Annotated in this window: 21 protein-coding genes; 6 read left to right on the top strand and 15 right to left on the bottom strand. The window is 74.5% G+C overall.

Annotation, left to right across the window (positions count from 1 at the left end; all coding sequences use genetic code 11):
• The 3 genes from ACQP6G_RS15410 to ACQP6G_RS15400 all read right to left on the bottom strand — a co-directional run.
• On the bottom strand, window positions 1-1,788 hold a 1,788-nt coding region (locus tag ACQP6G_RS15410), incomplete at its 3' end, for a midas domain-containing protein (RefSeq protein ID WP_429765504.1).
• Window positions 1,789-1,871: 83 nt separating this feature from the next.
• Entirely contained in the window at window positions 1,872-3,797 is a 1,926-nt protein-coding gene (locus ACQP6G_RS15405) for a collagen-like triple helix repeat-containing protein (protein ID WP_429765502.1), read from the bottom strand.
• A gap of 114 nt (window positions 3,798-3,911) precedes the next feature.
• Window positions 3,912-5,057 carry a VIT1/CCC1 transporter family protein gene (locus tag ACQP6G_RS15400; RefSeq protein WP_429765500.1) on the bottom strand — a complete coding sequence of 382 codons (1,146 nt, stop codon included), beginning with the start codon at window positions 5,055-5,057 and terminating at the stop codon, window positions 3,912-3,914.
• 253 nt (window positions 5,058-5,310) lie between these two features.
• On the opposite strand from ACQP6G_RS15400, the gene ACQP6G_RS15395 reads away from it, so the two are divergent.
• A complete protein-coding gene (locus ACQP6G_RS15395) occupies window positions 5,311-5,922 on the top strand; it encodes a ribonuclease H family protein (RefSeq protein ID WP_429765499.1) in 612 nt (203 codons plus the stop codon).
• The gene (locus ACQP6G_RS15390; protein WP_429765497.1) at window positions 5,915-6,892 is read left to right on the top strand and encodes a DNA-3-methyladenine glycosylase family protein; all 978 of its coding nucleotides are present in this window, start codon (window positions 5,915-5,917) and stop codon (window positions 6,890-6,892) included. The genes ACQP6G_RS15395 and ACQP6G_RS15390 overlap by 8 nt, the downstream gene beginning before the upstream one ends.
• Before the next feature lie 4 nt (window positions 6,893-6,896).
• On the opposite strand, the gene ACQP6G_RS15385 is transcribed toward ACQP6G_RS15390, so the two are convergent.
• The 4 genes from ACQP6G_RS15385 to ACQP6G_RS15370 form a co-directional block, all read right to left on the bottom strand.
• The gene (locus ACQP6G_RS15385) at window positions 6,897-7,076 is read right to left on the bottom strand and encodes a hypothetical protein (protein WP_380244887.1); all 180 of its coding nucleotides are present in this window, start codon (window positions 7,074-7,076) and stop codon (window positions 6,897-6,899) included.
• Window positions 7,077-7,231: 155 nt separating this feature from the next.
• On the bottom strand, window positions 7,232-7,903 hold the full coding sequence (locus tag ACQP6G_RS15380; RefSeq protein ID WP_429765495.1) for a DsbA family oxidoreductase: 672 nt from the start codon (window positions 7,901-7,903) through the stop codon (window positions 7,232-7,234).
• An 83-nt stretch (window positions 7,904-7,986) separates the two neighbouring features.
• Entirely contained in the window at window positions 7,987-9,456 is a 1,470-nt protein-coding gene (locus ACQP6G_RS15375; RefSeq protein ID WP_429765493.1) for a flotillin family protein, read from the bottom strand.
• Between the two features lie 42 nt (window positions 9,457-9,498).
• A complete protein-coding gene (locus ACQP6G_RS15370; protein ID WP_429765492.1) occupies window positions 9,499-9,972 on the bottom strand; it encodes an NfeD family protein in 474 nt (157 codons plus the stop codon).
• Window positions 9,973-10,129: 157 nt separating this feature from the next.
• Here ACQP6G_RS15370 and ACQP6G_RS15365 point away from each other — a divergent pair, with 157 nt between their 5' ends.
• Both ACQP6G_RS15365 and ACQP6G_RS15360 read left to right on the top strand, forming a co-directional pair.
• Entirely contained in the window at window positions 10,130-10,768 is a 639-nt protein-coding gene (locus tag ACQP6G_RS15365) for a histidine phosphatase family protein (protein WP_429765490.1), read from the top strand.
• A 55-nt stretch (window positions 10,769-10,823) separates the two neighbouring features.
• Window positions 10,824-11,357: a PH domain-containing protein gene (locus tag ACQP6G_RS15360; protein ID WP_429765488.1), complete on the top strand. Its 534-nt coding sequence runs from the start codon at window positions 10,824-10,826 to the stop codon at window positions 11,355-11,357.
• Between the two features lie 15 nt (window positions 11,358-11,372).
• Here the strand turns inward: ACQP6G_RS15360 and ACQP6G_RS15355 are convergent, their stop codons facing one another.
• The 3 genes from ACQP6G_RS15355 to ACQP6G_RS15345 all read right to left on the bottom strand — a co-directional run bounded on the left by ACQP6G_RS15355 (window position 11,373) and on the right by ACQP6G_RS15345 (window position 14,866).
• The gene (locus ACQP6G_RS15355; RefSeq protein ID WP_429765486.1) at window positions 11,373-12,638 is read right to left on the bottom strand and encodes a metallophosphoesterase family protein; all 1,266 of its coding nucleotides are present in this window, start codon (window positions 12,636-12,638) and stop codon (window positions 11,373-11,375) included.
• 166 nt (window positions 12,639-12,804) lie between these two features.
• Complete coding sequence (locus ACQP6G_RS15350; RefSeq protein ID WP_429765485.1) at window positions 12,805-14,604, bottom strand: HNH endonuclease signature motif containing protein; 1,800 nt, start codon at window positions 14,602-14,604, stop codon at window positions 12,805-12,807.
• A gap of 49 nt (window positions 14,605-14,653) precedes the next feature.
• Window positions 14,654-14,866 (bottom strand): hypothetical protein, encoded by a 213-nt coding sequence (locus ACQP6G_RS15345; RefSeq protein WP_429765484.1) that lies wholly within the window; start codon window positions 14,864-14,866, stop codon window positions 14,654-14,656.
• 174 nt (window positions 14,867-15,040) lie between these two features.
• Between ACQP6G_RS15345 and ACQP6G_RS15340 the strand changes: the two genes are divergently transcribed.
• Window positions 15,041-16,246 (top strand): hypothetical protein, encoded by a 1,206-nt coding sequence (locus ACQP6G_RS15340; RefSeq protein ID WP_429765482.1) that lies wholly within the window; start codon window positions 15,041-15,043, stop codon window positions 16,244-16,246.
• Here ACQP6G_RS15340 and ACQP6G_RS15335 read toward each other — a convergent pair.
• A complete protein-coding gene (locus ACQP6G_RS15335; protein WP_429765481.1) occupies window positions 16,200-16,862 on the bottom strand; it encodes an MOSC domain-containing protein in 663 nt (220 codons plus the stop codon). The two genes, ACQP6G_RS15340 and ACQP6G_RS15335, sit on opposite strands and share 47 nt — an antisense overlap.
• 83 nt (window positions 16,863-16,945) lie before the next feature.
• Here ACQP6G_RS15335 and ACQP6G_RS15330 point away from each other — a divergent pair, with 83 nt between their 5' ends.
• Window positions 16,946-18,289 carry an NAD(P)/FAD-dependent oxidoreductase gene (locus ACQP6G_RS15330; protein WP_429765480.1) on the top strand — a complete coding sequence of 448 codons (1,344 nt, stop codon included), beginning with the start codon at window positions 16,946-16,948 and terminating at the stop codon, window positions 18,287-18,289.
• On the opposite strand, the gene ACQP6G_RS15325 is transcribed toward ACQP6G_RS15330, so the two are convergent.
• The 4 genes from ACQP6G_RS15325 to ACQP6G_RS15310 form a co-directional block, all read right to left on the bottom strand.
• A complete protein-coding gene (locus ACQP6G_RS15325; protein ID WP_429765478.1) occupies window positions 18,261-19,652 on the bottom strand; it encodes an amino acid permease in 1,392 nt (463 codons plus the stop codon). The genes ACQP6G_RS15330 and ACQP6G_RS15325 overlap by 29 nt on opposite strands.
• Before the next feature lie 85 nt (window positions 19,653-19,737).
• Entirely contained in the window at window positions 19,738-21,393 is a 1,656-nt protein-coding gene (locus ACQP6G_RS15320; RefSeq protein WP_429765477.1) for an ABC transporter permease, read from the bottom strand.
• The gene (locus tag ACQP6G_RS15315) at window positions 21,390-22,382 is read right to left on the bottom strand and encodes an ABC transporter ATP-binding protein (protein WP_429765476.1); all 993 of its coding nucleotides are present in this window, start codon (window positions 22,380-22,382) and stop codon (window positions 21,390-21,392) included. The genes ACQP6G_RS15320 and ACQP6G_RS15315 overlap by 4 nt, the downstream gene beginning before the upstream one ends.
• Complete coding sequence (locus ACQP6G_RS15310) at window positions 22,379-23,131, bottom strand: TetR/AcrR family transcriptional regulator (RefSeq protein WP_429765475.1); 753 nt, start codon at window positions 23,129-23,131, stop codon at window positions 22,379-22,381. The genes ACQP6G_RS15315 and ACQP6G_RS15310 overlap by 4 nt, the downstream gene beginning before the upstream one ends.
• Window positions 23,132-23,153: the final 22 nt, after the last annotated feature.

Below are 23,153 nucleotides of genomic sequence, written 5' to 3'. Positions count from 1 at the left end.
GACGATCGCGTCGGTCGCACCGTCCTCCAGCGCGTCGTCGACGAGCCCGTCGTCGGCGACGACGGAGTCCACGACGCCGTCCAGGTCACCGGCGGTCAGTGCACCCAGCGTCACGTCGACGTCGTCGAGCGCGTGCCCCACGACCTCGTCCGTCACACCGGCCTCGGGCTCATCGGCACCCAGGACGTCGTCTGCGACGCCGTCGTCACCGAGCAGCCCGTCGACCGTGCCCTGCACCACAGGCTCGGTACCCAGCGCAGAGTCCAGCGCACCGGCCGCGTCCGAGACCCCGGCCAGCGCGTCCTCGACCGTGGCGTCGACATCCGTCAGCGCACCGAGGTCACCCAGCCCAGCGCCCGGCAGCTCACCGCCGCCAAGACCAGGCAGACCATCCACGACACCGGTCAGATCACCGACATCACCCAGGCCGTCGAGGTCACCCAGGCCGTCGACCGACCCCAGGTCACCGATACCGGGAAGACCGGCGGTCGCGTCACCCTCGAGCGCATCGTCGACGAGGCCGTCGTCGGCGACGACGGAGTCCACGACGCCCTCCAGGTCACCGGCGGTGACGCCGTCGAGCGTGCCGTCGACGTCGTCGACCGCGTGCTCCACGACCTTGTCGGTGACTCCGGCCTCGGCCTCGTCGTCACCGAGGACGTCGTCGGCGACGCCGTCCTCACCGGCCACCGCGTCGACGGCGCCGTCGGCGACCCCGCCCACGGTGTCCCGCACCGCCGTGCCGGTACCGAGGACCTCGTCCACCGCCTCGGTCGCCGAATCGGCGGTCTCGCCGACCTGCTCGAGCGCCGCATCGACGCCCTGGTCGTCGAGCGCGTCGTCCACGACACCCCCGTCGGCGGTGACGTCGTCCACGACACCCTCGACGTCACCGGCGGCGAGACGTCCCGTCGCCTGCTCTACGTCGTCGACCACGTGCTCGGTGACCTGGTCGGTCACGCCGGACTCCGGAGCGTCGGCGCCGAGGACGTCGTCCACGACACCTCCGTCACCGGTGACCCCGTCGACGGTGTCCCGGACGTCCGCACCGGTGCCGAGCGCCTCGTCGGCGGCTCCCGCCACGTCCGACACTGCGTCCGACGCACGGTCCACGGTCTCGTCGACCGCGCCCCCGGCGCCACGCTCCGCGGGTTGCGGCACGTCGCCGCTCCCGCGGTCGTCGCCCCCGCCGGACGTCGCGTCCTCGGGGGCGGACCCGTCCGGACCGTCGCCGGCGCCGTCCCCGGCTGTCGCGTCGTCCGACCCGGTGTCCGCCCCGGCGCCATCGTTCGCAGCGCCGTCGTTCGCAGCGCCGTCGTTCCCGGAGTCGCCGCCCGCCGGTTCGGCGGGCTGGTCCTCGATCGCGTCGTCGACGACGCCGTCGTCCCCGGCGACGTCCTCGACGACGCCCTGGACGTCACCGGACTGGACGTCGTCCGCCGTCCGGTGCACGTCCTCGGCGACGGCGTCCACGAGGTCGTCGGTCGTCGTGTCGGACTCCTCGTCCGGCCCGGCGACGTCGTCGGCCGCGCCGTCGTCGCCGGCGACGGCGTCGACCACGGCCTCGACGCCCTCCGTGTCGACCTCGGGGAGGTCCACGGGCGTGTCGAGCTCGGCATCGTTCGTCTCCTCGGAGACCTCGCTCAGGCGGAGGTCGACCGAGGTGTCCGTTCCGACGGTGGCGTCGACGACGTCATCGTCCGCAGCTTGGGCCGTCACGGCCCCGGCGACCACGAGGCCGCCCGCGACGAGCGCTACTTTCAGCGCTCGTCGGACATGGGTATGCATGATCCGCTCCTGACTGACGTGGTACGCGGGTGGCGGACGCCGCCCGCGGTCGCTGTCGCGCGTGAGGGCGCGACGCGACCACGTCAGGCAGGAGAGACGGGGATGTCGAAGGCGACCGCGGGAAGGCGGTCGAGCTGGTCGCCCGCGGGGACGATCCACGCCCGCGCGGTCAGGTTCTTGCGGCCCGCGAGGTCGGCGGCGGCGTCGCCGCCCGACGGCACGCGGGTGGTCGAGGAAGAGCCCGACGACGCCGGGCTCGCGGCGGGTGCCGAGGGCGTGCCGGGCACGCTCTCCCGCTCGGACGGCGCGCTCCGCAGCTCCTCGGCAGCCGCGGCCGCGTCGAGCACGGGGGCGGCCGGCGCCGGCGGGGCGAGGGCGGGCGCCGCGGGGACGACCGGCTCGGGCGCAGCGGCCGGGTCGGTGGCCGGGACGACGTCGGACGTCGACGCACCGGTCACCGACGGCTCGGGCACCGTGGCCGTGACCGCGTCCCCGTCGACCGGGGCGGGCAGGTCGAGCACGGGCTCCAGCACCGGCTCCAGCACGGGACCGACGGCCGGGGCCACCGCGTCCACGACCGGCTCGACGACGGGCTGCAGCGCACCGCCGACCGGCTCGACCACGGGCGCGAGGGCGTCGACCACCGGCGCCGCGGCGCCGAGGACCGGCCTGACGACGGGCTCGAGGGAGTCCGTCACCGGCGTCACCAGCCCGACCACCGGGTCGAGCACCGGGTCCAGGGTCGTCAGGACCGGCGCCACGACGGCGCCCACGCCGTCCGTGACCGGGGCGAGCGGGCGCGTCACCTCGTGGACCACCCGGCCCACCGGCACCAGCACGGGCGACAGCGCGTCCGTCACGGGGGCCAGCGTCTCCGCGGCCGCACCCGTCACGGGCTCGAGCGCCGCGCCGACCGGCGTCGTGACCTCCTCGACCACACCGGCAACCAGGTCGACCACCGGCGACAGCGGGGTGACGATCCCCTCGATCAGCGCGCCGACCGGATCGGTCACCGCACGGACCGGGGTCGTCACCGCCTCGACGGTGCGAGCCACCGGCTCGAGCATCGTCTCCCGCTCCGCGGGCTCGTCGGCAGGAGCATCGGCCGCCTCCGGCGCCACGTCCACAGGTGCGGGCGAGGTGCCCGGCAGCTCGGACGGGGCGTCCTCGCCGCGGGCGGGTCGCTCGGGCTGCCCCTCCGGTTCCGCGGCCGGCTCCTCGGCCGGCGCCTCGGTCATCTCCCCGGCCGCCTGCTCCGCCTCGCCGGTCAGCTCGCGGGCCACCCGCTCGGCCGCCTCCTCGGCGGGCGCGACGACCTCGTCGTGCACGGCCTTGTGCAGCCGCTCGACCTTCTCACGGACGGGGGCGACGGCCTCGTCGACCGCGTCGCGCACGACGTCGGGACGAGGCTCGGCGGACCGCTCGCCGTCGACAGCCTTGGCCTCGTCCGCGTCAGGCTCGACGACGTCCGGCTCTGCCACGTCCCGCTCGGCGTCCACCTCTGCACCGTCGGGGGTCTCGGCGTCCGGCGTTTCTTCCGCGCCCTTCTCGACCGCGCCCTTCTCGACCGCGCCCTTCTCGACCGCGAGCTTCGCGGGAGCGGGCTTCGCGCGAGCGGCGTCCTGGACCGGTGCCTGCGCCGCGGGCTCGCTCTCGGCGGGCTCGCTCTCGGCGGGCTCGCTCTCGGCGGGCTCGCTCTCGGCGGGCTCGCTCCGAGGCGGCTCGGGCGCCGCCTTCTCCTGGCCGACCCGCTCCTCGGCCGGTGCCTGCGCCGGCTCCTCCTGGCGAGGCTCGCCGTCGCCGCGCGCGCGGTCGTCGTCGTGGTCGATGAGCGACCGGACGACGGACGCCAACGGGCCCTCGTCCCCGCCGTCGTCGGCGGACGCTGCCCCGGCGAGGGTGACGCTCAGCGCGGCCGCCCCGGCGAGCCCGACGGCCGTCCCGGCCACGCGCGCGAGCCAGCGCCGGCGGCGTCCTGCCGCCGGAGCACGGTCCACGCTGCGTGTCACTCGGCCCCCTTCGATGCCACGCGGGGTCACGGGTTGCTCGGTCATGACCCAGATCACACTGTGACGCCCGAGCAACAGTCCCGCAACAGCAGCGGGCGAGATTTCACCCGCGGGTCAGGCCACCGACGTCCCGAACAGCAGGCCGAGCGCGTACGTGACGGCAGCGGCACCGAACCCGATGGCGAGCTGGCGCAGCGCGCGCGTCCACGGCGACGTCCCCGACAGGAGCCCGGTGATCGCGCCCGTGATCAGCAACGACACGCCCACGAGCGCGGCTGCGACGGCGATCGCCGGGAAGCCGGTGAGCCCCAGCAGGTAGGGCAGCACGGGGATGATCGCGCCGGACGCGAAGAAGCAGAAGCTCGAGATCGCGGCGCCCCAGGCGGTGCCGTGCGTCTCCAGGTCGTCGTCCTGCTCGACGACCGGGGCCGGCGCGGGCTCGCCGTCCCGCTCGTCGTCGAGCACCTCCGGGGCGAGCGTCCCGGTCGCGGCGAGGCCGGCCAGCACGCGGTCGGCCCGGCCCTGCGCCTCGTCGGACGACATGCCACGGGCGCGGTAGACGAGCGCCAGCTCGTTGGCGTCGACGTCGAGGTGCGGCAGCACGGTGGCGCTCTTCGGGTCGGGCGTGGACGCCTCGAGCAGCTCGCGCTGCGAGCGCACGGACACGAACTCGCCGGCGCCCATGGACAGCGCACCGGCGAGCAGCCCCGCGATGCCGGTGAGGAGCACGGTCTGCGACGAGACGCCGGAGGCGCCGATGCCGAGCACGAGCGCGAGGTTCGAGACCAGGCCGTCGTTGGCGCCGAAGACGGCGGCGCGGAACGTGCCGGACATCCGGTTGCGGCCGCGGGACGCGAGCGCGCGCACGACCTCCTCGTGGATCTGCTCGTCCGCCGCCATCGTGGCGGTCGCGTGCTCGTCGGCGTCGTACGACGACCGCGCCTCGGCCCGCTGCGCGAGCGCGAGCACGAAGACGCCGCCGAAGCGTCGGGCGAGCAGGCCGAGCATGCGGGTGCGCAGGTCACCGCGCAGCGGCCGGCCGACGTCGTCGCCCAGGAGGTCGAGCCAGTGCTGCTCGTGCCGCCTCTCGGCGTCCGCGAGCGCGAGGAGGATCGCGCGCTCCTCGCCCGTGCGTCGCCGGGCCAGGTCCCGGTAGGTGGCGGCCTCGGCGCGCTCGTCGGCCAGGTAGCGCCGCCACTTGCGGATGTCGGCCGGGCGCCGGGCGGGCTGGTCGCGCGAGGGCCGATCGTTCTCGGGCATGCGGTCTCCGGGCATGCCACTTCCAGGCATAGCGGTGCCGTCGGTCATGCCGCCATGATCACCGCCGCGGACCGCTCGTGGGTTCCGGGCGGAGCCGCGCCCTCTTCCGGGGCCGCGCGCCCGAGTTTTCGGGCGTCCGCAGCCTGCGGGTTCCTCGTTCGGCGGGCGACGGCGTGGACGCGGCCCCGAGTGTCACCGGCTCGGGGCACAATGGGGGCGGCAACCAGGGGCTCGGACACTGGGAGACTCCGGCGTGATCATTGTCAGCACTGACGGCTCGTGCCTCCGTAATCCCGGGGGCGCGATCGGCTGGGCGTGGATCGCCCACGAGGGCGGCCGCTTCGACTCGGGCGGCGCTGCGTCCGGCACCAACCAGGTCGCGGAGCTCACCGCGCTCCTCCGCGCGATCGAGGCGCATCCCGGGGCAGAGCCGCTCCTCATCGAGTCGGACTCGCAGTACGCGATCCGGTGCGCGTCCGAGTGGATCCACGGGTGGAAGCGGAAGGGCTGGCGCACCGCGTCCGGCGACACCGTGAAGAATCTCGAGCTGATCCGCTCCATCGACGCCGCCATCACCGGCCGCAGGGGCCCGGTCCGGTTCCGATGGGTGCGCGGCCACGTGGGCAACCCGTTCAACGAGCGGGCCGACCAGCTCGCCGGCCTCGCCGCGCAGGACTGGGCGGCCGGCCGCGGCGGCGTCGACGAGCTGCTGCTCTCGGAGGACGCCGGCACGAGCACCTCACCGCGCGAGGACGGCGCGGACCGCTCGGCGGGACGTCCTGCGCGGGACGCAGGGTTCGCCGAGGCCACGACCGTCGGCGCGCGCGGCGACACCGGCTGGGAGCTCGGAACCCTCTTTGACTAGCACGACCCCCCTGACCAGCGCGGCCTCGACCGGCACGGACGTGACGGCCCGCCCGGCCGCTGCCGACGTCACGGTCGAGCACGCCTCGGACAGGCCGCTCGACCTCGCGCTGACGCTGGGCCCGTTGCGGCACGGCGCGTACGACCCCACGTTCCGGCGCACCCCCGACGGCGCCGTGTGGCGCACCACGCTGGTGCGCACCGGACCGGTGACGCAGCGGTTCGTCGCGACGGGACCGCGCTCCGCCGTGGTGCAGCACTGGGGCCCGGGCTCACGGGAGGCGGCCGACGCCGTGCCCGAGCTGCTGGGCGAGGGGGACGACGCCTCCGACTTCGTCCCGCCGCCGCAGGCGCACGACGTCGCGCGGCGCACGCCGGGGCTGCGGATGTGCCGCAGCGGGCGGGTGCTGGAGGCGCTGGTGCCGGCCGTCCTCGAGCAGAAGGTGCAGGTCGTGACCGCGCACCGGGCGTGGCGCTGGCTCGTCGCCCGGCACGGCTCGCCCGCCCCGGGGCCCGCCCCTCACGGCCTGACGGTGGTGCCGTCCGCGCGCGGCTGGGCCGCCGTCCCGACGTGGGACTGGCACCGCGCGGGGGTCGACCCGCGACGCGCGGCGACGGCGGTGCGGTGCGCGCAGGTCGCGGCGCGGCTCGAGGACGCCGTCGGGATGCCGGCCGACGAGGCGCGTGCCCGGCTCGAGAAGGTGCCGGGCGTCGGGGTGTGGACGTCGGCCGAGGTGGCGCAGCGCGCTCTCGGCGACGCGGACGCCGTGTCGGTGGGCGACTTCCATCTCGCCGCGGCGGTCGGTTGGGCTCTCACCGGCGAGCGCACCGACGACGAGGGGATGCTGCGGCTCCTCGCGCCGTACGCGCCCCACCGGCACCGCGTCGTGCGGCTGCTGTTCCTCGACCGCAGGCCGCAGGCCCCGCGCCGGGGCCCGCGGCTGTCGATCGCGGACTACCGCGCGATGTAGCCGGTCAGTCCGGCAGGCTGCACACGCCGTCCACGCAGACCGCGCCGTCGTCGCCCAGCAGCTGCAGCGGACGTTCGTCCGCGCCGTGGTGGGGCGCCGCCGCCTCGGCCGCGCTGACGGTCATCAGCGTGGTGCGGCGCGGGTTGGCGATCGAGCGGTACGAGCTCTCGGTGGCGTCGTTCATGTTTCTCCTCCAACGGAACCACTGCCGCGGTACGACCGGGCGTGGTGGGCCCGAGACCGCGACGCCCCGCGACGGTGCGGGCTGGCCTCGATTCTCGGTGATACTGCGTCTCACAGCCAGGGCTGGCGGTGTGAGATGCGCCTCGCTCGCCCGGCTCAGGCCTCGGCGAGCACCTGGTCGAGCACCTGGACGAAGACGCCGGGGTCCTGCGCGCCGGACACGCCGTACCGGCCGCCGAGCACGAAGAACGGGACGCCGTTGATGCCGTACGCGCGGGCGCGGGCGATGTCGTCCGCGACCGCCTCGGCGTAGGTGCCGGCGTTCAGCGCGACGACGACGGCCTCGCGCTCCAGGCCGACCTCGGCGGCGAGGTCCGCGAGGTCCTCGACGTGGCCCACGTGCTCGCCCTCGGTGAAGTACGCGCGCAGCAGGCGCTCCTTCATCTCGTCCTGCTTCCCGAACGCCTTGGCCAGGTGCAGCAGCTCGTGCGCCTTGAGCGTCTTGGTGTGCCGGACCTGGTCCATCCGGTAGGTGAGGCCCTCGGCGGCGGCGAGCGCCGTCACCTGGTCCTGCATCTGCTGGGCGGTCTCCAGAGGGATGCCCTTGTGGTCGGCGAGGAACTCCGTGGCCGTGCCCTCGAAGTCGACGGGGGTGTCGGGCGAGAGCTCGAACGAGTGGTACTCGACCTCCACCTCGGGGGCGGCGCCGTCCCGCTCCGCCATCCGCTGCAGCGCGGACTCGAAGCGGCGCTTGCCGATGTAGCACCAGGGGCACGCGACGTCCGACCAGACGTCGACCTTGAGGGGGGCGTTCTCGATGGTGGTCACGTACGCACGAACGCCCCGCCGCGGGAGGCGATTCCCAAGGCGGGGCGTGTCGTGCGTCGCAGACGCCTCTGAACGACGGGGCGTCAGTTGAGCGGCGCGGTCTCCTCCGACTTCGTCGGCAGCTGCCCGCCCGCGATGCCCGCGATGAGCTGGTGGATGTCCACCCCGGTGAGCTGCTTGACGACGCCCTGGCCCTCGCCGAGCACGGACGCCACCGTCTTGGTCACCGCCGACGCGCCGTCGGTGGAGACGACGGTCATGCCCTGGATCGAGCCGATCGGCTCGGCCGCGGCACGGACGATCTCGGGCAGGCGCTCGATGAGCTCCTGCACGAGGGCGGCCTCGCCGTACTTCTTCAGCGCCTCGGCCTTGGCGTCCGTGGCGACGGCCTCGGCCCGACCCTCGGCCTCGACGGCGAAGGCCTTCGCCTCGCCCTCCGCCTTGATACCGGCGGCCAGGGCGATCTGCCGGTCGCGCTCCGCCTCGCCGGCGCGGCGGACCGCCGTCGCCGAGGCCTCGGCGTCCTGGATCGCCGCCGTCTTGTTCGCCTCGGCGATCGTGGTGCGCTTGAAGGCGTCCGCCTCGGTGGCGGCGTTCGCCGCGTCACGGCGGGCGGTGGCCTCCTGGACCTCGGCGTACGCCTTCGCCTCGGCAGGCTTGCGGATCTCGATGTCGAGACGCTCCTGCGTGACGCGGGCCTGCTCGGCCAGCGCCTCGCGCTCCTGCTGCGCCACGAGCCGGTCCTGCTCCGCCCGGGCGAGCTGCCCGGCGGCCTCGGCCTCGGCGTTCGCGCGGTCCGTGTCGGCCTTGATGACCGCCTTCTTGAGGTCGAGCGCCTTCTGCCGCTCGGCGATCTGCTCGGCCGCCTCGATGACGGCGAACTCGGAGACCCGGCGGGCCTCCGCCTCGGAGACCTCCGCGACCTGCAGGGCGCGGGCGCCCTCCGCACGTCCGAGGTTGGAGAGGTAGTCCGACCCCGGCGTCGAGATGTCGGAGATGTTGAGCAGGTCGACCTGCAGGCCCTGCTCCGCCAGGTCGGTCTTGGTCGACTCGACGACGCGGTCCGACAGCCCCTTGCGGTCGGAGATGATCTGCTCGATCGTCATGTCGCCGACGATGGAGCGCAGCGAGCCCTCGAGGGACTCCTTGATGATCTCGGTGAGCATCTCCTGCTGGGACAGGAAGCGCTGCGCCGCGCGGCGCACGCCCTCGTCGTCGCCCCGCACCTTGAAGTTGATCGACGCCTTGATAGCGATCTTGATGCGGTTCTTGTCGACGCCCTCGACGGTGATGCCGATCTGCCGCTGCTCGAGCGAGATCGCGAAGCCCTGCTGCAGGATCGGCCAGACGAACGTGCGGCCGCCGATGACGACGCGCTGGCTCTGGCCGGCCGTCTCCTTCTTGCCGGCACCACGGCCGACGATGACGAGGGCCTGGTTCGGCGGGACCCGGCGGATGCGCTGGGCGACGAAGATGCCCACCGCGAGGAACGCCACGACGAGCGCGAGCACCGCGATCGTGGTGATGAAGCTGCTGTCGGTCGAGTCGAACATGGTGCGCGCCGGAGCGCGTCTCCTTCCGGTCGTGGGGAGGGTTCAGCGGGCCTGCGGGCCGGGGACCCCGACACGCACGGTGGAGCCGGAGTGCTCGAGCACCACGACGCGGGACCCGGCCGCGATGGGCTCGTCGGACCGGGCCAGGCGACGCTCGAGCTCACTCGGGACGTCGAGGGAGACCTCGCCCGAGGTCGCCGTCACGTCCGTCGTCGCCGTGCCGTGCGCGCCCACGAGCGAGACGGTGACGCCGTCGTCGCTCGCCGCGAGCCGCCGCACCAGCGCCTGCGCCAGGACGACGGCCAGGAGGCCGACGACCGCGGAGGCCACGTACGCGATCCACGTCGCGAGATCGTTGGCGACGACGATCGTGCCCACCGCACCGAAGACGACCGCGCCGACCCCGAGCGACGTGCCCGACAGCGCCCCGTCGCCGAGGTCGACCAGGTCGCCGACGAGGAGCGACGCGAGCAGCAGGACCATCCCTGCGGCGCCGATGAGAACGAAGACGAGCACGGGCGGCCTCCCCGAGTGGCGAGTGATGAAGATGTGACGGTCCTGTGACGGCGACGACACCCTAGCGAACTCTGGACGGTTCCTGGACAGCCCGTCCACAGCGCCATCCCCAGGCCGTCCGGGTGCCGTCGTCGCAGGTCTGCGTGATGCTCGGAGCATGCCTCTCGTGCCGAGCAAGGACCCCCAGCTCGTGCTCCTGCGCCACGGCGAGACGGAGTGGAGCGTGAGCGGCCAGCACACCGGCCGCACCGACGTCGCGCTCACCCCCGCCGGTGAGGAGCAGGCCCGCACCGCGGGGCGAGCCGTCGCGGGGATCGAGTTCTCCGCCGTCTACACGTCGCCGCTCGAGCGCGCCCGCCGCACGTCCGCGCTCGCCGGCCACCCGGACGCCGTCGTCGACCCCGACCTCGCCGAGTGGGACTACGGGCCCGTGGACGGCCGCACCAGCGCCGACGTCGGCGACCTCCTCGGCCACCCGTTCCAGATCTTCGACGACGGCGTGCGCGTGCTGCCGCCCGACCCGGAGCACGGCGACGGGCGCCCCGGCGAGCTGCTGGAGGACGTCGCCGCTCGCGCCCGGCGCTTCGTGGAGCGCGCCGACGCGACCCTGCAGGACGGCGGGAACGTGCTCGCCGTGGCGCACGGCCACCTGCTGCGCGTGCTCGCCACCGCCTGGCTCGGCATCGACCCGCGGTTGGGGTCGCGGCTCGAGCTCGGCACCGCCGCGATCTGCCAGCTCGGGTACGGCCACGACCTGCGCACCATCGAGGGCTGGAACCTGCCGCCGCACGTGTGAGCAGCCCGCGGGCCGCGCCGTCGTGCCGCGTCCGCCGTCTGGCACGATGTGCGCCATGGCGCTGAACGACGACGACCTCATCGACGGCGAGCGCGTGGTCATGGACCTGCACGAGCACGCGAAGGCCGTGGTGTGGCCCTTCCTGCTGCTGCTCGTGCTGCTCGTCGCCGCCGCGTTCTCGTTCGTCGTCCCGATGGACGACGTCGTCCGCTGGATCGCGCTCGGCCTGCTCCTCGTCGTCGCCGTCGTGTGGGTGCTCGTGCCGTGGCTCAAGTGGCGCACCACCTCGTGGACCGTCACCACCAGGCGCATCGCCATGCGCTCCGGCATCGTCACCCGCGTCGGCCGCGACATCCCGCTCTACCGCATCAACGACGTCGCGCTCGAGAAGGACCTCCTGGACCGGCTGCTCGGCTGCGGCACCCTGCAGGTCTCCGACGCCACCGAGAAGGCGGGCATGGTGCTGCGCGACGTTCCGCGCGTCGAGCGCGTGCAGGTGCAGCTGCAGGAGCTGCTGCACGGCGCCGACGACGGCTCGGACGACGGCGAGTGGCCGCCGACCGAGCCGCCGCGCGGGCGTCGTCGCTGAGCCGCCCCTGCTCCGTCAGGCCCGGCCCTTCGGCAGTGGCAGCGGCTCCATCCACTGGTCGTCCGCCGTGAGGTCGATGCCGAACTCGGACGCGAACCGCATCGTCGTGTCCACGAGGACGCCGTCGACCGCCTCGTCGAGCCGGTAGACGCGGGCGCCCCGCAGGCGGTTGCGCTCCGCGCCGCTCAGGCCGTACGTGCCGAACCCGGTGTTGCCGGCGTAACCCAGCAGCACGCCGTAGTAGCTGCCCGAGTACGTGTTGACATGGTCGTGACCGCAGAAGATGCCCTTGACGTCGCCGCGGTGCTGCACCGCGGAGAAGAGCCCGGAGTTGAAGGGCCCGGGGCACTCCTCCTCGTTGCGCTCCCCCACGATCCCGTGGCGTGCGGCGCCGCGCTCGTGGTCCGCGGCGGTGCGGCCGTCGACGGAGCCGAACCACATGAAGCGGTACTCCCACAGCGGGATGTGGATGAACATCAGCGACGGGATCGCGCGGCGGTACCGCTTCTCCAGCTCGACGGACGTGCGGTAGTACCAGTCCACCTGGTCCATCCGCACCCAGTCCCACGTCGGGTAGCCCGTGAAGTCCTGCCCGTCGATCGTGCCCGGCGCGTACCGACCCGAGTCGAGCAGCCACACGTTGAACGCCGGCTTCCCGTTCGTGCCGTCGATCAGCAGGTGCGAGTTGCCCTGGCCGGTCACGCCCTTCGCCGTCGGGCCGTTCACGTTGTGGCGGTACGACCGGTAGAACGCGAGCATCTGCGCCTCGTCCACCCCGCTGCTGGGCGTCGAGTCCTCGTCGTGGTTGCCGAACGTGATCGCCCAGGGGATCTGCCGCTCCTCCATCGGCTGGGCGACGTTGTTCATCGCCTGCCGCATCTCGAGCGGGGTGTCGAAGCCGCCCGTGATGTTGTCGCCGTTGAGGATCACCAGGTCCGGCTCCTCGTCGTCCAGCACCGCGCGCATGAGCTCCAGCGTGCGGCGGTCGATCTTCTCGTCGTCCTGCGTGTCGTTGAACTGCACGATCGTGTACGTGCCGTCCTTGCGGAAGCGCAGCCGCGGGCCACGTCCAGCCCCCGGGGACGCGGCGGCCGACGGCGCCGCAGCGACGGCCGCCCCCGCCACGGCCGTGCCTGCCGCGCCCAGCCCGGTCAGGGTCATGAACGTGCGGCGGCCGAGCCCGTCCCGCTCGGCATCGGGCCGATCGGGGGCGAGCCGGTCAGCAGCGGGCTGGTCAGCGAGGCGGGGCACGTCGACGTGCTCGTTCCGGTTCTCGGTCATGCCCTGGAACGTAGGAGGCCCAGGAGGCGCCGGATCCACCGGACGATGAACCTCCCGTGCACACGTGCCGAACAGCACGGGCGACGACCAGCCGGGGTAGGGACCCGCACGGGGAACGACCGTTGGCGACGGGCGGCGCGCTCACGGTGGGCTCGCAGCGCGTCGGTCAGAAGGGCGGCGGACCGCCCCGGTCGCGGGGTGGACGTTCGGGGCGCGGCCGGGCCACGACCCGCGGGTCCTGCGACACGGGATCGCGGGCGAACCGGTGTCCCGTGGGCGCGACCCAGGTGGTGCGCCCGCCGTCCGGGTGCCGCACGACCTGCCACCCGCCGACCGTCTTGGCCCGGTGGTGGGTACGGCACAGTACGTGCAGGTTGTCGCCGTGGGTCTGCGCGGCGTCCGACGCGGGGTCGTAGGGGTCGACATGGTCGAGGTCGGACGACGCGGCGGACACCCGGCAGCCAGGGAACGTGCACGTGACGTCCCGAGCGACGACCGCGGCACGCAGCGCGACGCTCGGACGGTAGGAGCGGGACGACAGGTCGGTCAGCACGCCGCTCCCGGGGTCGGTGAACAGGCGCTGCCAGACGGCGTCCGGGTCGGACGCGAGCGCTCGCGCCATGTCCGCCGGGATCGGCCCGTGCCCGGCGAGGATCGCGGGCAGGTCGTCCGAGCCGAGCAGGGTCGACGCCGCCACCATCACCCGGATGCCCGGCCCCGGGCGTCGCCGGGACGCGAGCCCACCCCCGTCGCCACCCGGAGTCGTGCCGCCGACGGTGGGCCGCCCGGTCGCGGCTTCTCCGAGCGCACCTTGTCCGGGCGAGGCAGGGCCGGGCACGGTCTCTCCGGTCGCGAGCCGGCCGGTCACGAGGGCGGTGAGGGCATCGGCACGGCACTCGTCGAGCCGCCGGGTCTCGCCCGGCGCGCGGCGCAGGGCGAGCCCGACGCCGTCGATCGCGGCGAACGCACGCACGGCGTCGTCGGCGGGCAGGTAGGCGGTGAGGGAGGCCATCGCGTCGTCGACCGGCTCGAGCCGGACGAAGCGCTCGGCGCGCGCGGCGCGGTGCCGCTCCTCGGTGCCGTCGGGGTCCGCCTCGATCTGCGCACGGCGCATGCGCGCGCGGATCTGCGGCGCAGTGAGGTGCTCAGCCTCGGGCAGGATCTCGGCGACGACCTCACGGCGGAGGTCGTCGGGAAGCCGGCCCGCGTCGATCAGGGCTTCCGCCTTGCGCCGGTCGACGACGCCCGCCGCGAGCGCGTCCGCCACCTCGGGCAGCCGGGCGGTCCCGTGCGCCACCGTGACGAGCTGCGCCGCCGCGTGCCGGGTCAGTCCGAGCCGCGCCGCGACGGCGTCCGCCACGAACTCGTGCCGCGACGACCCGCGCGTGCGCTCCAGCATCTCCGCCAGCACCCGCGCCGACCCCGCCTGGGCCCACGCGGCGACCCGCTCCCACGCCGCGAGCGCCTCGAGGATCGTGAAGTCGTCGAGCTCCGCCTCGTCCAGCGACGCCAGCGTGCCGGCGAGGTCCGGTCCGGCGGCCGCGTCGTCCAGCACGGCGAGCAGCGGGCGACCATCGCTGGGCTCGAGCGCTCCGCTGGCCCCTTGCCTGCCCGCGCCGTCGATCGCGGGCGCTGGGTGCGCCGCCCGGTCGTGCAGCTCGCCCGGCGCGCCACCGCCGACCGCCCTGCCGTCGAGTACCGCACCAGCGGGCGACCAGCGCAAGGAGGCGACCCGGCCTCCCGCGACGTCGAGGGTCTCGCCGGGTACACGGTCGGCGACGCCGTTCGGGAGCAGCCCGGCGAGTGCACGTTCGAGGACCGTCGCGCGCACCGCCGTGACGTGCGGTGCGCGCGACGAGGGCGGTTCCGGCGCGACCGGGGCACTGGCCGCGCCGGAACCGAGCGCCCGAGAACGACGGTGCACGGCCGCGGGCGGCGCGGCTGTCGCTCCGTCGTCTTCGAACATGTGTTCGAGAGTAGCGGCCCGGCACCACTCTCACAAGGGCAGACGCGGATCAGCTCGAGGACCGGACCGCACGGTCCTTGATCGTGCGGATGACCCGGTCGGCGACGTGGGTCGGCGTGAGTTCCAGGCCGAGCGCGCCGACCTGGTCCTCGGTGACGTGCGTGCGGGCGGCGTCCCCCACCTCGTCGGTCACGCCCTCCGCGCCGTTCGTGCCCTCCGCGCCGTTCGTGCCCTCCGCCCGGGAACCGTCCGTGCTCTCCATGGGCTCAGCCTGCATGGGTCAGTCTCGCGTCGGGGAGCGAGCGCACGCCCGGCTCGGGGCCGTCGTGTCAGGTTCCCGCGCGCGGGGGACGCCGTTCCCCCGCACGGGGGAAGCCCCCGCGTCCCGGCAGCGCGAGCGTGGGAGCACACGCACCCACCGACCGGAGGCAGCACGATGACCAGCACGTCCGTCCCCCGAGACGTCCCCCGGCGCGACGCCGGGACCGGCGCCGTCCCACCCCCCGTCGACGCGCCGCCGGACCGCCGCCTCGCGGGCGCCGCGCTCGCGGCGTCGGCCGCCACCGCGGCCGTGCTCGGCTGGTTCCTCGCCCGGCCGGAGCTCGACCCCCTCCTGCCCGACGGGCGCATGCTGGGCGCGGAGCTCGTGCCCGCGGCGTCGCTCGAGCTGCTCCTTCTCGCAGCCGCCCTGCTCGGCGTCGTGACCGCGGCCGCCGCGCTCGCCCGCCCCACCGCCCGCGCCGCGGGGCGGCTCGTCGCGCCCGTCGGCGTCCTCGAGGTCGTCGCGTTCGGCCTGCTCGCCCAGGGGTCGGGCACACTCCCCGCCGCGGGCTACCTCGTGTCGTTCGCGGTCCCCGGGCTCGCCGTGTGGGCGGGCGCGCAGGTGTTCCGCACCCGCCCCGCGTGGCGGCTGCCGCTCGCCGCCGTCGCGGTGCTCGCCGTCGTCGGCGTCGTCGTCGGCCGCGGCGCGTTCGTCGACTGGTGGGTCGCCGTCACGTCGGGGCTCGCGCGCGAGCCGTGGGCGCTGCCGTCCGTGCTGCTGCCCCTCGCGACCGCGGCGGCCTGGGCCGGGCTCGTCGCCGTCCGCGCCTGGCGGCGCGGGTCGCTGCGCACCGCCACCGCCTGGGTCACCCGGCACCGGCGGCCGTTCACGATCGTCGCCGCGCTCGGCCCGCTGCCCTACGCGCTCGCCCGCGCCACCTGGCTCACCCCGTGGCCGGCCTTCGCCGGACCCGCGGAGGAGCTGACCCTCCCGGTCCGCATCCAGGGCCTGTCCCTCTCGAGCGGCGCCTGGCTCGGCATCGTCCTCACGCTCGGCCTGATCCTGCCGTGGGGCGAGCGCCTGCCGCGCTGGTTCGGCCGCCGCGCCGGACGCCCGGTGCCGCCTGCGGCCGCCATCGTGCCCGGCGCGATCGTCGCCGTCATGCTCTGCGGCGCCGCCGTCCCCATGATCGTCATGATGGGCTGGGCCGGGGCCCTCTACTTCCCCGCCTGGTTCTGGGGGCCCGCGCTCGCCCTCGCCGTCTGGGGGTACGCGGGTCACCGGTACGGGGTCGAGGACAGGTTCGAGGACGGGGCCGAGGACGCCCGCGGGGTCAGCGACCCAGGGACTTCTCGGCCCGCTCCCGCAGCTCGTCGCTGAGCCGCACCTCGCCGCCGTCGTGGGCCACCAGCAGGCCCTTCGCGACGTCGGCGAGGTCGGGCGCTCCGTCGAGCCGGTTGTACGCCCCGAACCAGTCCGCCAGCGTCACGCCGTGCGCCGGCCGGCGCACCACCTCGACCTCGTCCCCCGCGCCCAGGTCGCCGTTCTCGACGACGCGCAGGTACGCGCCCGTCCGGTTCGCCTGCGTGAACCGGCGCACCCAGCGCGGCGGCGAGTCGAGGCGGCGGGCGAACGTCTGGCACGGCACCCGGGGCTGCGTCACCTCGAGGAGGGCGGAGCCCACGCGCCACTGCTCGCCGACGACGGCGCGGCTCACCTCGAGCCCGCGGGTGCGCAGGTTCTCCCCGAACAGCCCCGGCGTGACCTCGTGGCCCAGCTCCTCGCCCCACCACTCGGCGTCCTCCTGGGAGTACGCGTACACCGCCTGGTCCAGGCCGCCGTGGTTGGCGCGGTCCGCCTGCACGTCCGCGAATAGCCCGTACGGGCGGGCCTTGACCCGCCCGTCCACGGGGCGCTTGTCGATGGCGGTGATGCCCACCGTCCCGGCGTCGGGCAGGAGGGCGAACACGCGGCAGACGGCGAGGAGCTCGGGCACGGACCTATCGTCTCAGGCCGGACGACCCACCTCACACCGCCGGTGGCGGGCCGTGGCGCCGCTGGTCACCTACCGTGGTCACCGTGAGCGAACGCACCGAGAACCTCCCCCATGTCGTGGTCGTCGGCGGAGGGTTCGGCGGCCTCGCCGTCGTGAAGGCGCTCGCGAAGGCGCCGGTGCGGGTCACGCTCGTCGAGCGGCGCGTGTACAACACGTTCCAGCCGCTGCTCTACCAGGTCGCCACCGGCGGGCTGAACCCGGGCGACGTCACCTACTGGCTGCGCGGGCTGCGGCTGAAGCAGAAGAACCTCCGGGTGCTGCACGAGCACCTGGTCGGCATCGACCACGACGCGCGCACCATCCGCCTGGCCAACGACGAGACGGTCTCCTTCGACCACCTCGTGCTCGCCAACGGCGTCACCGTGAACTTCTTCGACACCCCGGGCGCCAAGGAGAACGCGTTCGGCATGTACTCGCGGTCGCAGGCGCTGCGGATCCGCGACCAGCTCTTCATCCGGCTGGAGAACTCCGCGTTCACGCCCGAGACCGACGACGGCCTGCGCGTCGTCGTGGTGGGCGGCGGCGCCACCGGGGTCGAGGTCGCGGGCGCACTCGCGGAGCTGCGCACCGCCGGGCTCGCGCCCGCCTACCCCGAGATCCACGGCGACGCGTTCGAGATCACGGTCGTGCAGCGCGGCGCCGAGCTGCTCAAGGCGTTCCACCCGAGCCTGCGCGAGTACGCCGCGCAGGAGCTCGGACACCGCGGCGTGAAGCTGCACCTGGGTGCCGGGGTCGCGGAGGTTCTGCCCGACGCCGTCGTGCTCACCGACGGCACCCGCATCCGCGCCGACCTCACGGTGTGGTCCGCGGGCGTCGGCCCGCACCCCGAGGTGGACGACTGGGACCTGCCGCGCCGGAGGGGCGGCCGCATCGCCGTCGGCCCCGACCTGCAGGTCGAGGGGCGGCCCGGCGTCTTCGCGATCGGCGACATCGCCGAGACGCCCGACTGGCTGCCGCAGCTCGCCCAGCCCGCCATCCAGGGCGGCCAGCAGGTGGCGCGCAACATCCTCGCGCTGCTCGAGGGCCGCGCCACCGAGCCGCTGAGCTACCACGACAAGGGCACGATGGCGGTCATCGGCCGCCGCGCCGCGATCGCCGAGATCACCCTGCCCGTGACGTCGAAGATGCTGCGGCTCACCGGCGGGCTCGCGTGGCTGGTGTGGCTGTTCGTGCACATCATGTCGCTGGTCGGCCCCCGCAACCGCGTCACGACGCTCGCCGGCCTGGTCACCCGGTACGGCTTCCCGTTCCACCGCCGGCCCATCCCGATCGTCGGCGACGTGCCCACGATCCGGCCGTCGAAGCCGGACGCCGGCCCGGACGGCGCCGACGGCCTCGCTAGCGAGCGGCGCGCACCCGGCGAGTGACGGCGTAGACCGCGAGGATCACCACGACCAGCCCGCCGGTGGCGGCGAGCTGGGCGCGCGCCGCCGGGTCGGAGAGCATGAGCCCGGCCAGCGCGACGAGACCCGCCAGCGTGACCCACGTGAGGTACGGGTAGCCCCACATGCGCAGGCGCAGCGGCTCCCCGGCGCGCGCGGCGTCGGCCTCGAGGCGCGGCCGCAGGCGCAGCTGGGAGATCGTGATGAGCAGCCACACGACGAACAGCGCGGAGCCGACCGCGTTGAGCAGGATCGTGAGGATCTGGGCGGGCAGCAGCCAGTTGAGCCCCACCGCGACGACGCCGAAGAACACGGACACGAGCACCGCCACCCACGGCACCTCGCGGCGCGAGACCCGGGTGGTGGCGGGCGGCGCGTCGTCGCGCTGGCCGAGGGAGAAGAGCATCCGCGACGTGCCGTAGACGTTCGCGTTGAACGCGCTGAGCAGCGCCAGCACCACGACGACCTCCATGAGCCGTGCGGCGCCGTCGAACCCGGCGAGCTGCAGCACGGAGACGAACGGCGACTCCAGCGCCGCGGCGTCGTCCCAGGGGATCAGCGCGACGATGATCGCGACCGAGCCCACGTAGAAGAGCAGGATCCGCCACACGATGGTGCGGGTGGCGCGGGCGACGGCGGTGCGCGGGTCGCGGGCCTCGGCGGCGGCGATCGCGACGATCTCGATGCCGCCGAACGCGAAGACGACGGTGAGCAGGCCTGCCGCGATGCCCGCCCAGCCCGCCGGGGCGAAGCCGCCGTGCGCGGCCCAGTCGCCGAGCACGCTGCCCGTCACCGGGATCACGCCGACGACGATGAGGACGCCCACCACGAGGAACGCGAGGATGGCGGCCACCTTGATCGCCGCGAACCAGAACTCCGACTCGCCGAACTGCCGCACGCCCACGAGGTTGATGCCGCCGAGCACCACCACGACGACGGCCGCCACGACCCACTGCGGCACGTCCGGCCACCAGCCGCTGACGATGCCCGCGACGCCCGTCACCTCGACGCCCAGCACCATGATCAGCGTGAACCAGTACAGCCAGCCCAGCAGGAACCCGGCCCAGCGGCCCAGCGCCGCCTCCGCGTAGACCGAGAACGAGCCGGACGCGGGCAGCGCCGACGCCATCTCGGCGAGCATCCGCATCACGAGGACGACGAGCGCGCCCGCGATGGCGTAGCTGACCAGGACGGCGGGGCCCGCGGTCGCGACGCCGACGCCGGCACCGAGGAACAGGCCTGCCCCGATCGCGGAGCCGAGGCCCATCATCGTCAGGTGGCGGGTGCGCAGGCCGTGCGCGAGCCGGGCCTCGTGCGCCGTCGTGCCGGGTTCCGTGGGGGTGCTCACGGCCGACCACGCTAACCCGCCCCGCCGAGTTGTCAGGACCAGGACCATGAAACCCGGGCGTGGCCCTGACAGCTCGCGGGGAGCGCTACCTCGTCGCGACGTCCCGCCGGCGGAAGCCGACGAACGCCAGCACGACCAGCACCAGCGCGACGGCGCACAGCCCGCCGACGTGGCCCCGGTCGACGTCGCCGGAGAGCGAGTCCGGCACCCACCAGAACGGCGAGATCTTCTGCGCCCACTCGGGGATGTGGAACAGGCCCGCGAACAGCGCGACGACGATCGCCCACTCGAGCAGCACCCACGAGACCGAGGCCGCCCGCGGAGCCCACGCGTACACCGCCGCGGTGAAGCCGACGAACACGGCGAGCGCCGGCAGGTACAGCAGGCCCGCCCCGAGGATGGCGCCGAAGGACGGGTCCGACAGCCCGGTGAACACCGCGCCGGCCGCGCCCGCGGCGACGCCCACGACGAGGACGACCACGGTGGCGGCCGAGCTGATGCCGAGCGTGGCGCCGAACCACCGGCCCCGCGCGACCGGCGTCGCGAGCACGTACTCGGCACGACCGGCGTCCTCCTCCGCCTTGGCGCGCAGCATCGCGACGATGCCGTACACGGCCGCGCCGAGGGCGGCGTAGAGCACGATGATGCGCAGGAACCCGGCGACGGGGTCGCCGGCGCCGAGGACGGACGCGTAGACGGGGTTGTCCTGGAGGGTCTTGGTCAGCTCGGGCACGTCGGACGCGACGGTCCCCATCGCGAGCCACATGATCCCCAGACCGAGCCCTGTCCACAGCAGCGCCATGCGCTGCTGTACCCAGGCGAGCGCGCCGGGCGAGCGCAGGCTGTCCAGGGCGTCCGCACGCCCGGGGCGGTCGGGCACGAGCCCCGCCCCGAAGTCGCGCCGCGACGCGAGGGACGACGCCGCGAGCAGGAGGAGGACGATCACGACCACGCCGATCGCCGCCGGCCACCACCGCAGGTCGACGAAGGCGCGCATCTGCTGCGCCCATCCGATGGGCGACAGCCAGGACAGCCAGGTGCCGCCCGGCTCCTGCATGTTGCCGACGGTGCCCACGGTGAAGGTCGCGCCGAGGACGGCCATGGACAGGCCGGTGGCCCCCCGCGAGTGCTCGGTGACCTGGGCCGCCACGAGCGCGACGGCGCCGTAGGTCAGCGCGGCGACGGCGATGCCGCCCGTCATGCCGAGCGCGTCGGTGAGGTCGAGGTCGGCGGCGGCGAGCACGGCGGCGGACAGCACCGCGATGAGGGCGTTGACGACCAGCACGACGATTAGCGCCGCGACCACCGCGGCGTGCCTCCCCACCGCGGCGGCGCGCACCAGCTCGGACCTGCTGGACTCCTCCTCGGCGCGGGTGTGCCGCACCACCTGCAGGATGCTCATGACGGCGAGCGCGATCACCACCCACAGGGTGAGCTCGTTCGCGAGCGCCGGGCCGACCGTGTAGTCGTCCGTGCCGTACCCGGGTCCGGTCATCGCGACCATCGCCGGCGACGACACCAGCGCGGCCCGGACGGCCTGCCCCTCGGAGTCGTCCAGCATGGTGGTGTACTCCGGCAGCGACCCGAGGTACAGCAGCGGGATCCCGAGGCTCCAGACCAGCAGCCGCACGCGGTCGCGGCGCAGGATGAAGCGCACCAGGCTCCACGTGCCGGTGAGCGTGGTGCCGCCGCGCACGGGTTCGGCCCGGTGCAGCGGAGGGGCGGCGGTGACGGCGCTCATCGCGCGCCCGCCTTGCTGCGGGAGCCCTCGACCTGGACGCCGTCGGCGGCGAGCTCGTCGCCGTAGTGCCGCATGAACAGCTCCTCCAGGGACGGCGGCTGCGCGGTGAACGAGTGCACGCCGAGGGCGGAGACGGCGGGCAGGACGCGCCCCATCTCGGAGTTGTCGACGTCGAACGTCACGCGGGTGCCCTCGCCGTCCGTCGTCGTGGCGAGGTCGTGCACGCCGGCCATCGCGGCGATCGACGAGGGGTCGCCGTCGACGACGGCGGTGACGGCCGAGCGCGTGAGGTGGCGCAGGTCGTCGAGGGTGCCGGACTCCACCGCCCGGCCGTTCCGGATGATCGTCACGGTGTCGCAGACCTTCTCGACCTCGGACAGGATGTGGCTGCTGAGCAGCACCGACGTGCCCGCGGCCTTGGCCTGCCGGACCTGCTCGGTGAACACGGCCTCCATCAGGGGGTCGAGACCGGAGGTGGGCTCGTCGAGCACGAGCAGGTCGACCTGGGACACGAACGCCGCGACGAGCGCGACCTTCTGCCGGTTGCCCTTGGAGTACGTGCGGGCCTTCTTCGTGGGGTCGAGCTCGAACCGCTCGAGCAGCTCGGCCTTGCGCCTCTTGTCGGGCTTGCCGCGCAGGCGGGCGAGATAGTCGATGGCCTCGCCGCCGGTGAGGTTCGGCCACAGGGACACGTCGCCCGGCACGTAGGCCAGACGGCGGTGCAGCGCGACGGCGTCGCGCCAGGGGTCGCCCCCGAGCAGGCGGGCGCTGCCGGAGTCGGAGCGCAGCAGGCCGAGCAGCACGCGGATGGTGGTGGACTTCCCGGCGCCGTTGGGGCCGAGGAAGCCGGCCACCTGCCCGGCCTCGACGGTCAGGTCGAGCCCGTCGAGGGCCAGGACGGAGCCGAAGGCCTTGCGCAGGTCGTGGATCTCGACCGCGGGCGTGGCCGCGGTCCCGGCAGCCGAGGTGGCTGAAGCCGTGGTGGTCATGGTTCCTCTTCGTGGTCGTGGGGGGTTCCGTCGGTGGGGGCCTGCGCCCCGCCCGGCGGGTCCGGCACGTACAGGAGGTAGTCGTCGAGCATGCGACGGGTGGTGAGGAAGCCCTCGGTGAAGAGCTCGAGCATCGGCAGGTACAGCTCGTCCATGAAGCGGCGCATCGCCGCCGTGACGTCCTCGGCGTCCTGCGGCGGGTCGAGCGTGACGGAGAGCAGCATCGCGCCGAGCGCGGAGTAGACGAGGTAGCGCACCCGCGCCGCCTCGTCGCGGCTGGGCCGCACGACCCCGTCGCGCACCGCCTCGGACGTGTACATCTCGGCGTCGGCGATCATGTGCTCGGTGAACTCTCGGCCGACCGCGCCGCCCGCCTGCAGCGAGCGCAGCACGTAGCCCACGAGCGGGGCGTACTGGTCCGCCGCCGAGAGCACCTGCAGCAGGTTGCCGCCGGCGGCGCGCCCGATGGAGTCTCGCTTGACGTCGCGGATCCACGCGAGCACGTACTCGTCGCACGCGGCGTGCAGCTTGTCCTTGGACCCGAAGTGGTGGATGACGAGCGCCGGGCTCACCCCGGCGTCCGCGGCGATGGCTCGCACGGACGCGCCGAACCCGGACCGGGCGAAGCGGCGCATCGCGACGTCGAGGATCCGGCCGCGCGTGCTGCCGTCGGGCGCCGGCACGAGCGGCCCGCGGCCCGCCGTCGGGTCCGTCGTCGGCTCCTCGGGCGCGGCATCGACTGAACGCATGTTCAACAGACTAAACACGTGT

It is taken from the genome of Isoptericola nanjingensis, assembly GCF_050311635.1.
In the GTDB taxonomy this organism is placed as follows: domain Bacteria; phylum Actinomycetota; class Actinomycetes; order Actinomycetales; family Cellulomonadaceae; genus Isoptericola; species Isoptericola nanjingensis.
The sequence above is the reverse complement of the archived record's forward strand: the minus strand, read 5'-3'. Positions and strand labels throughout refer to the sequence as shown.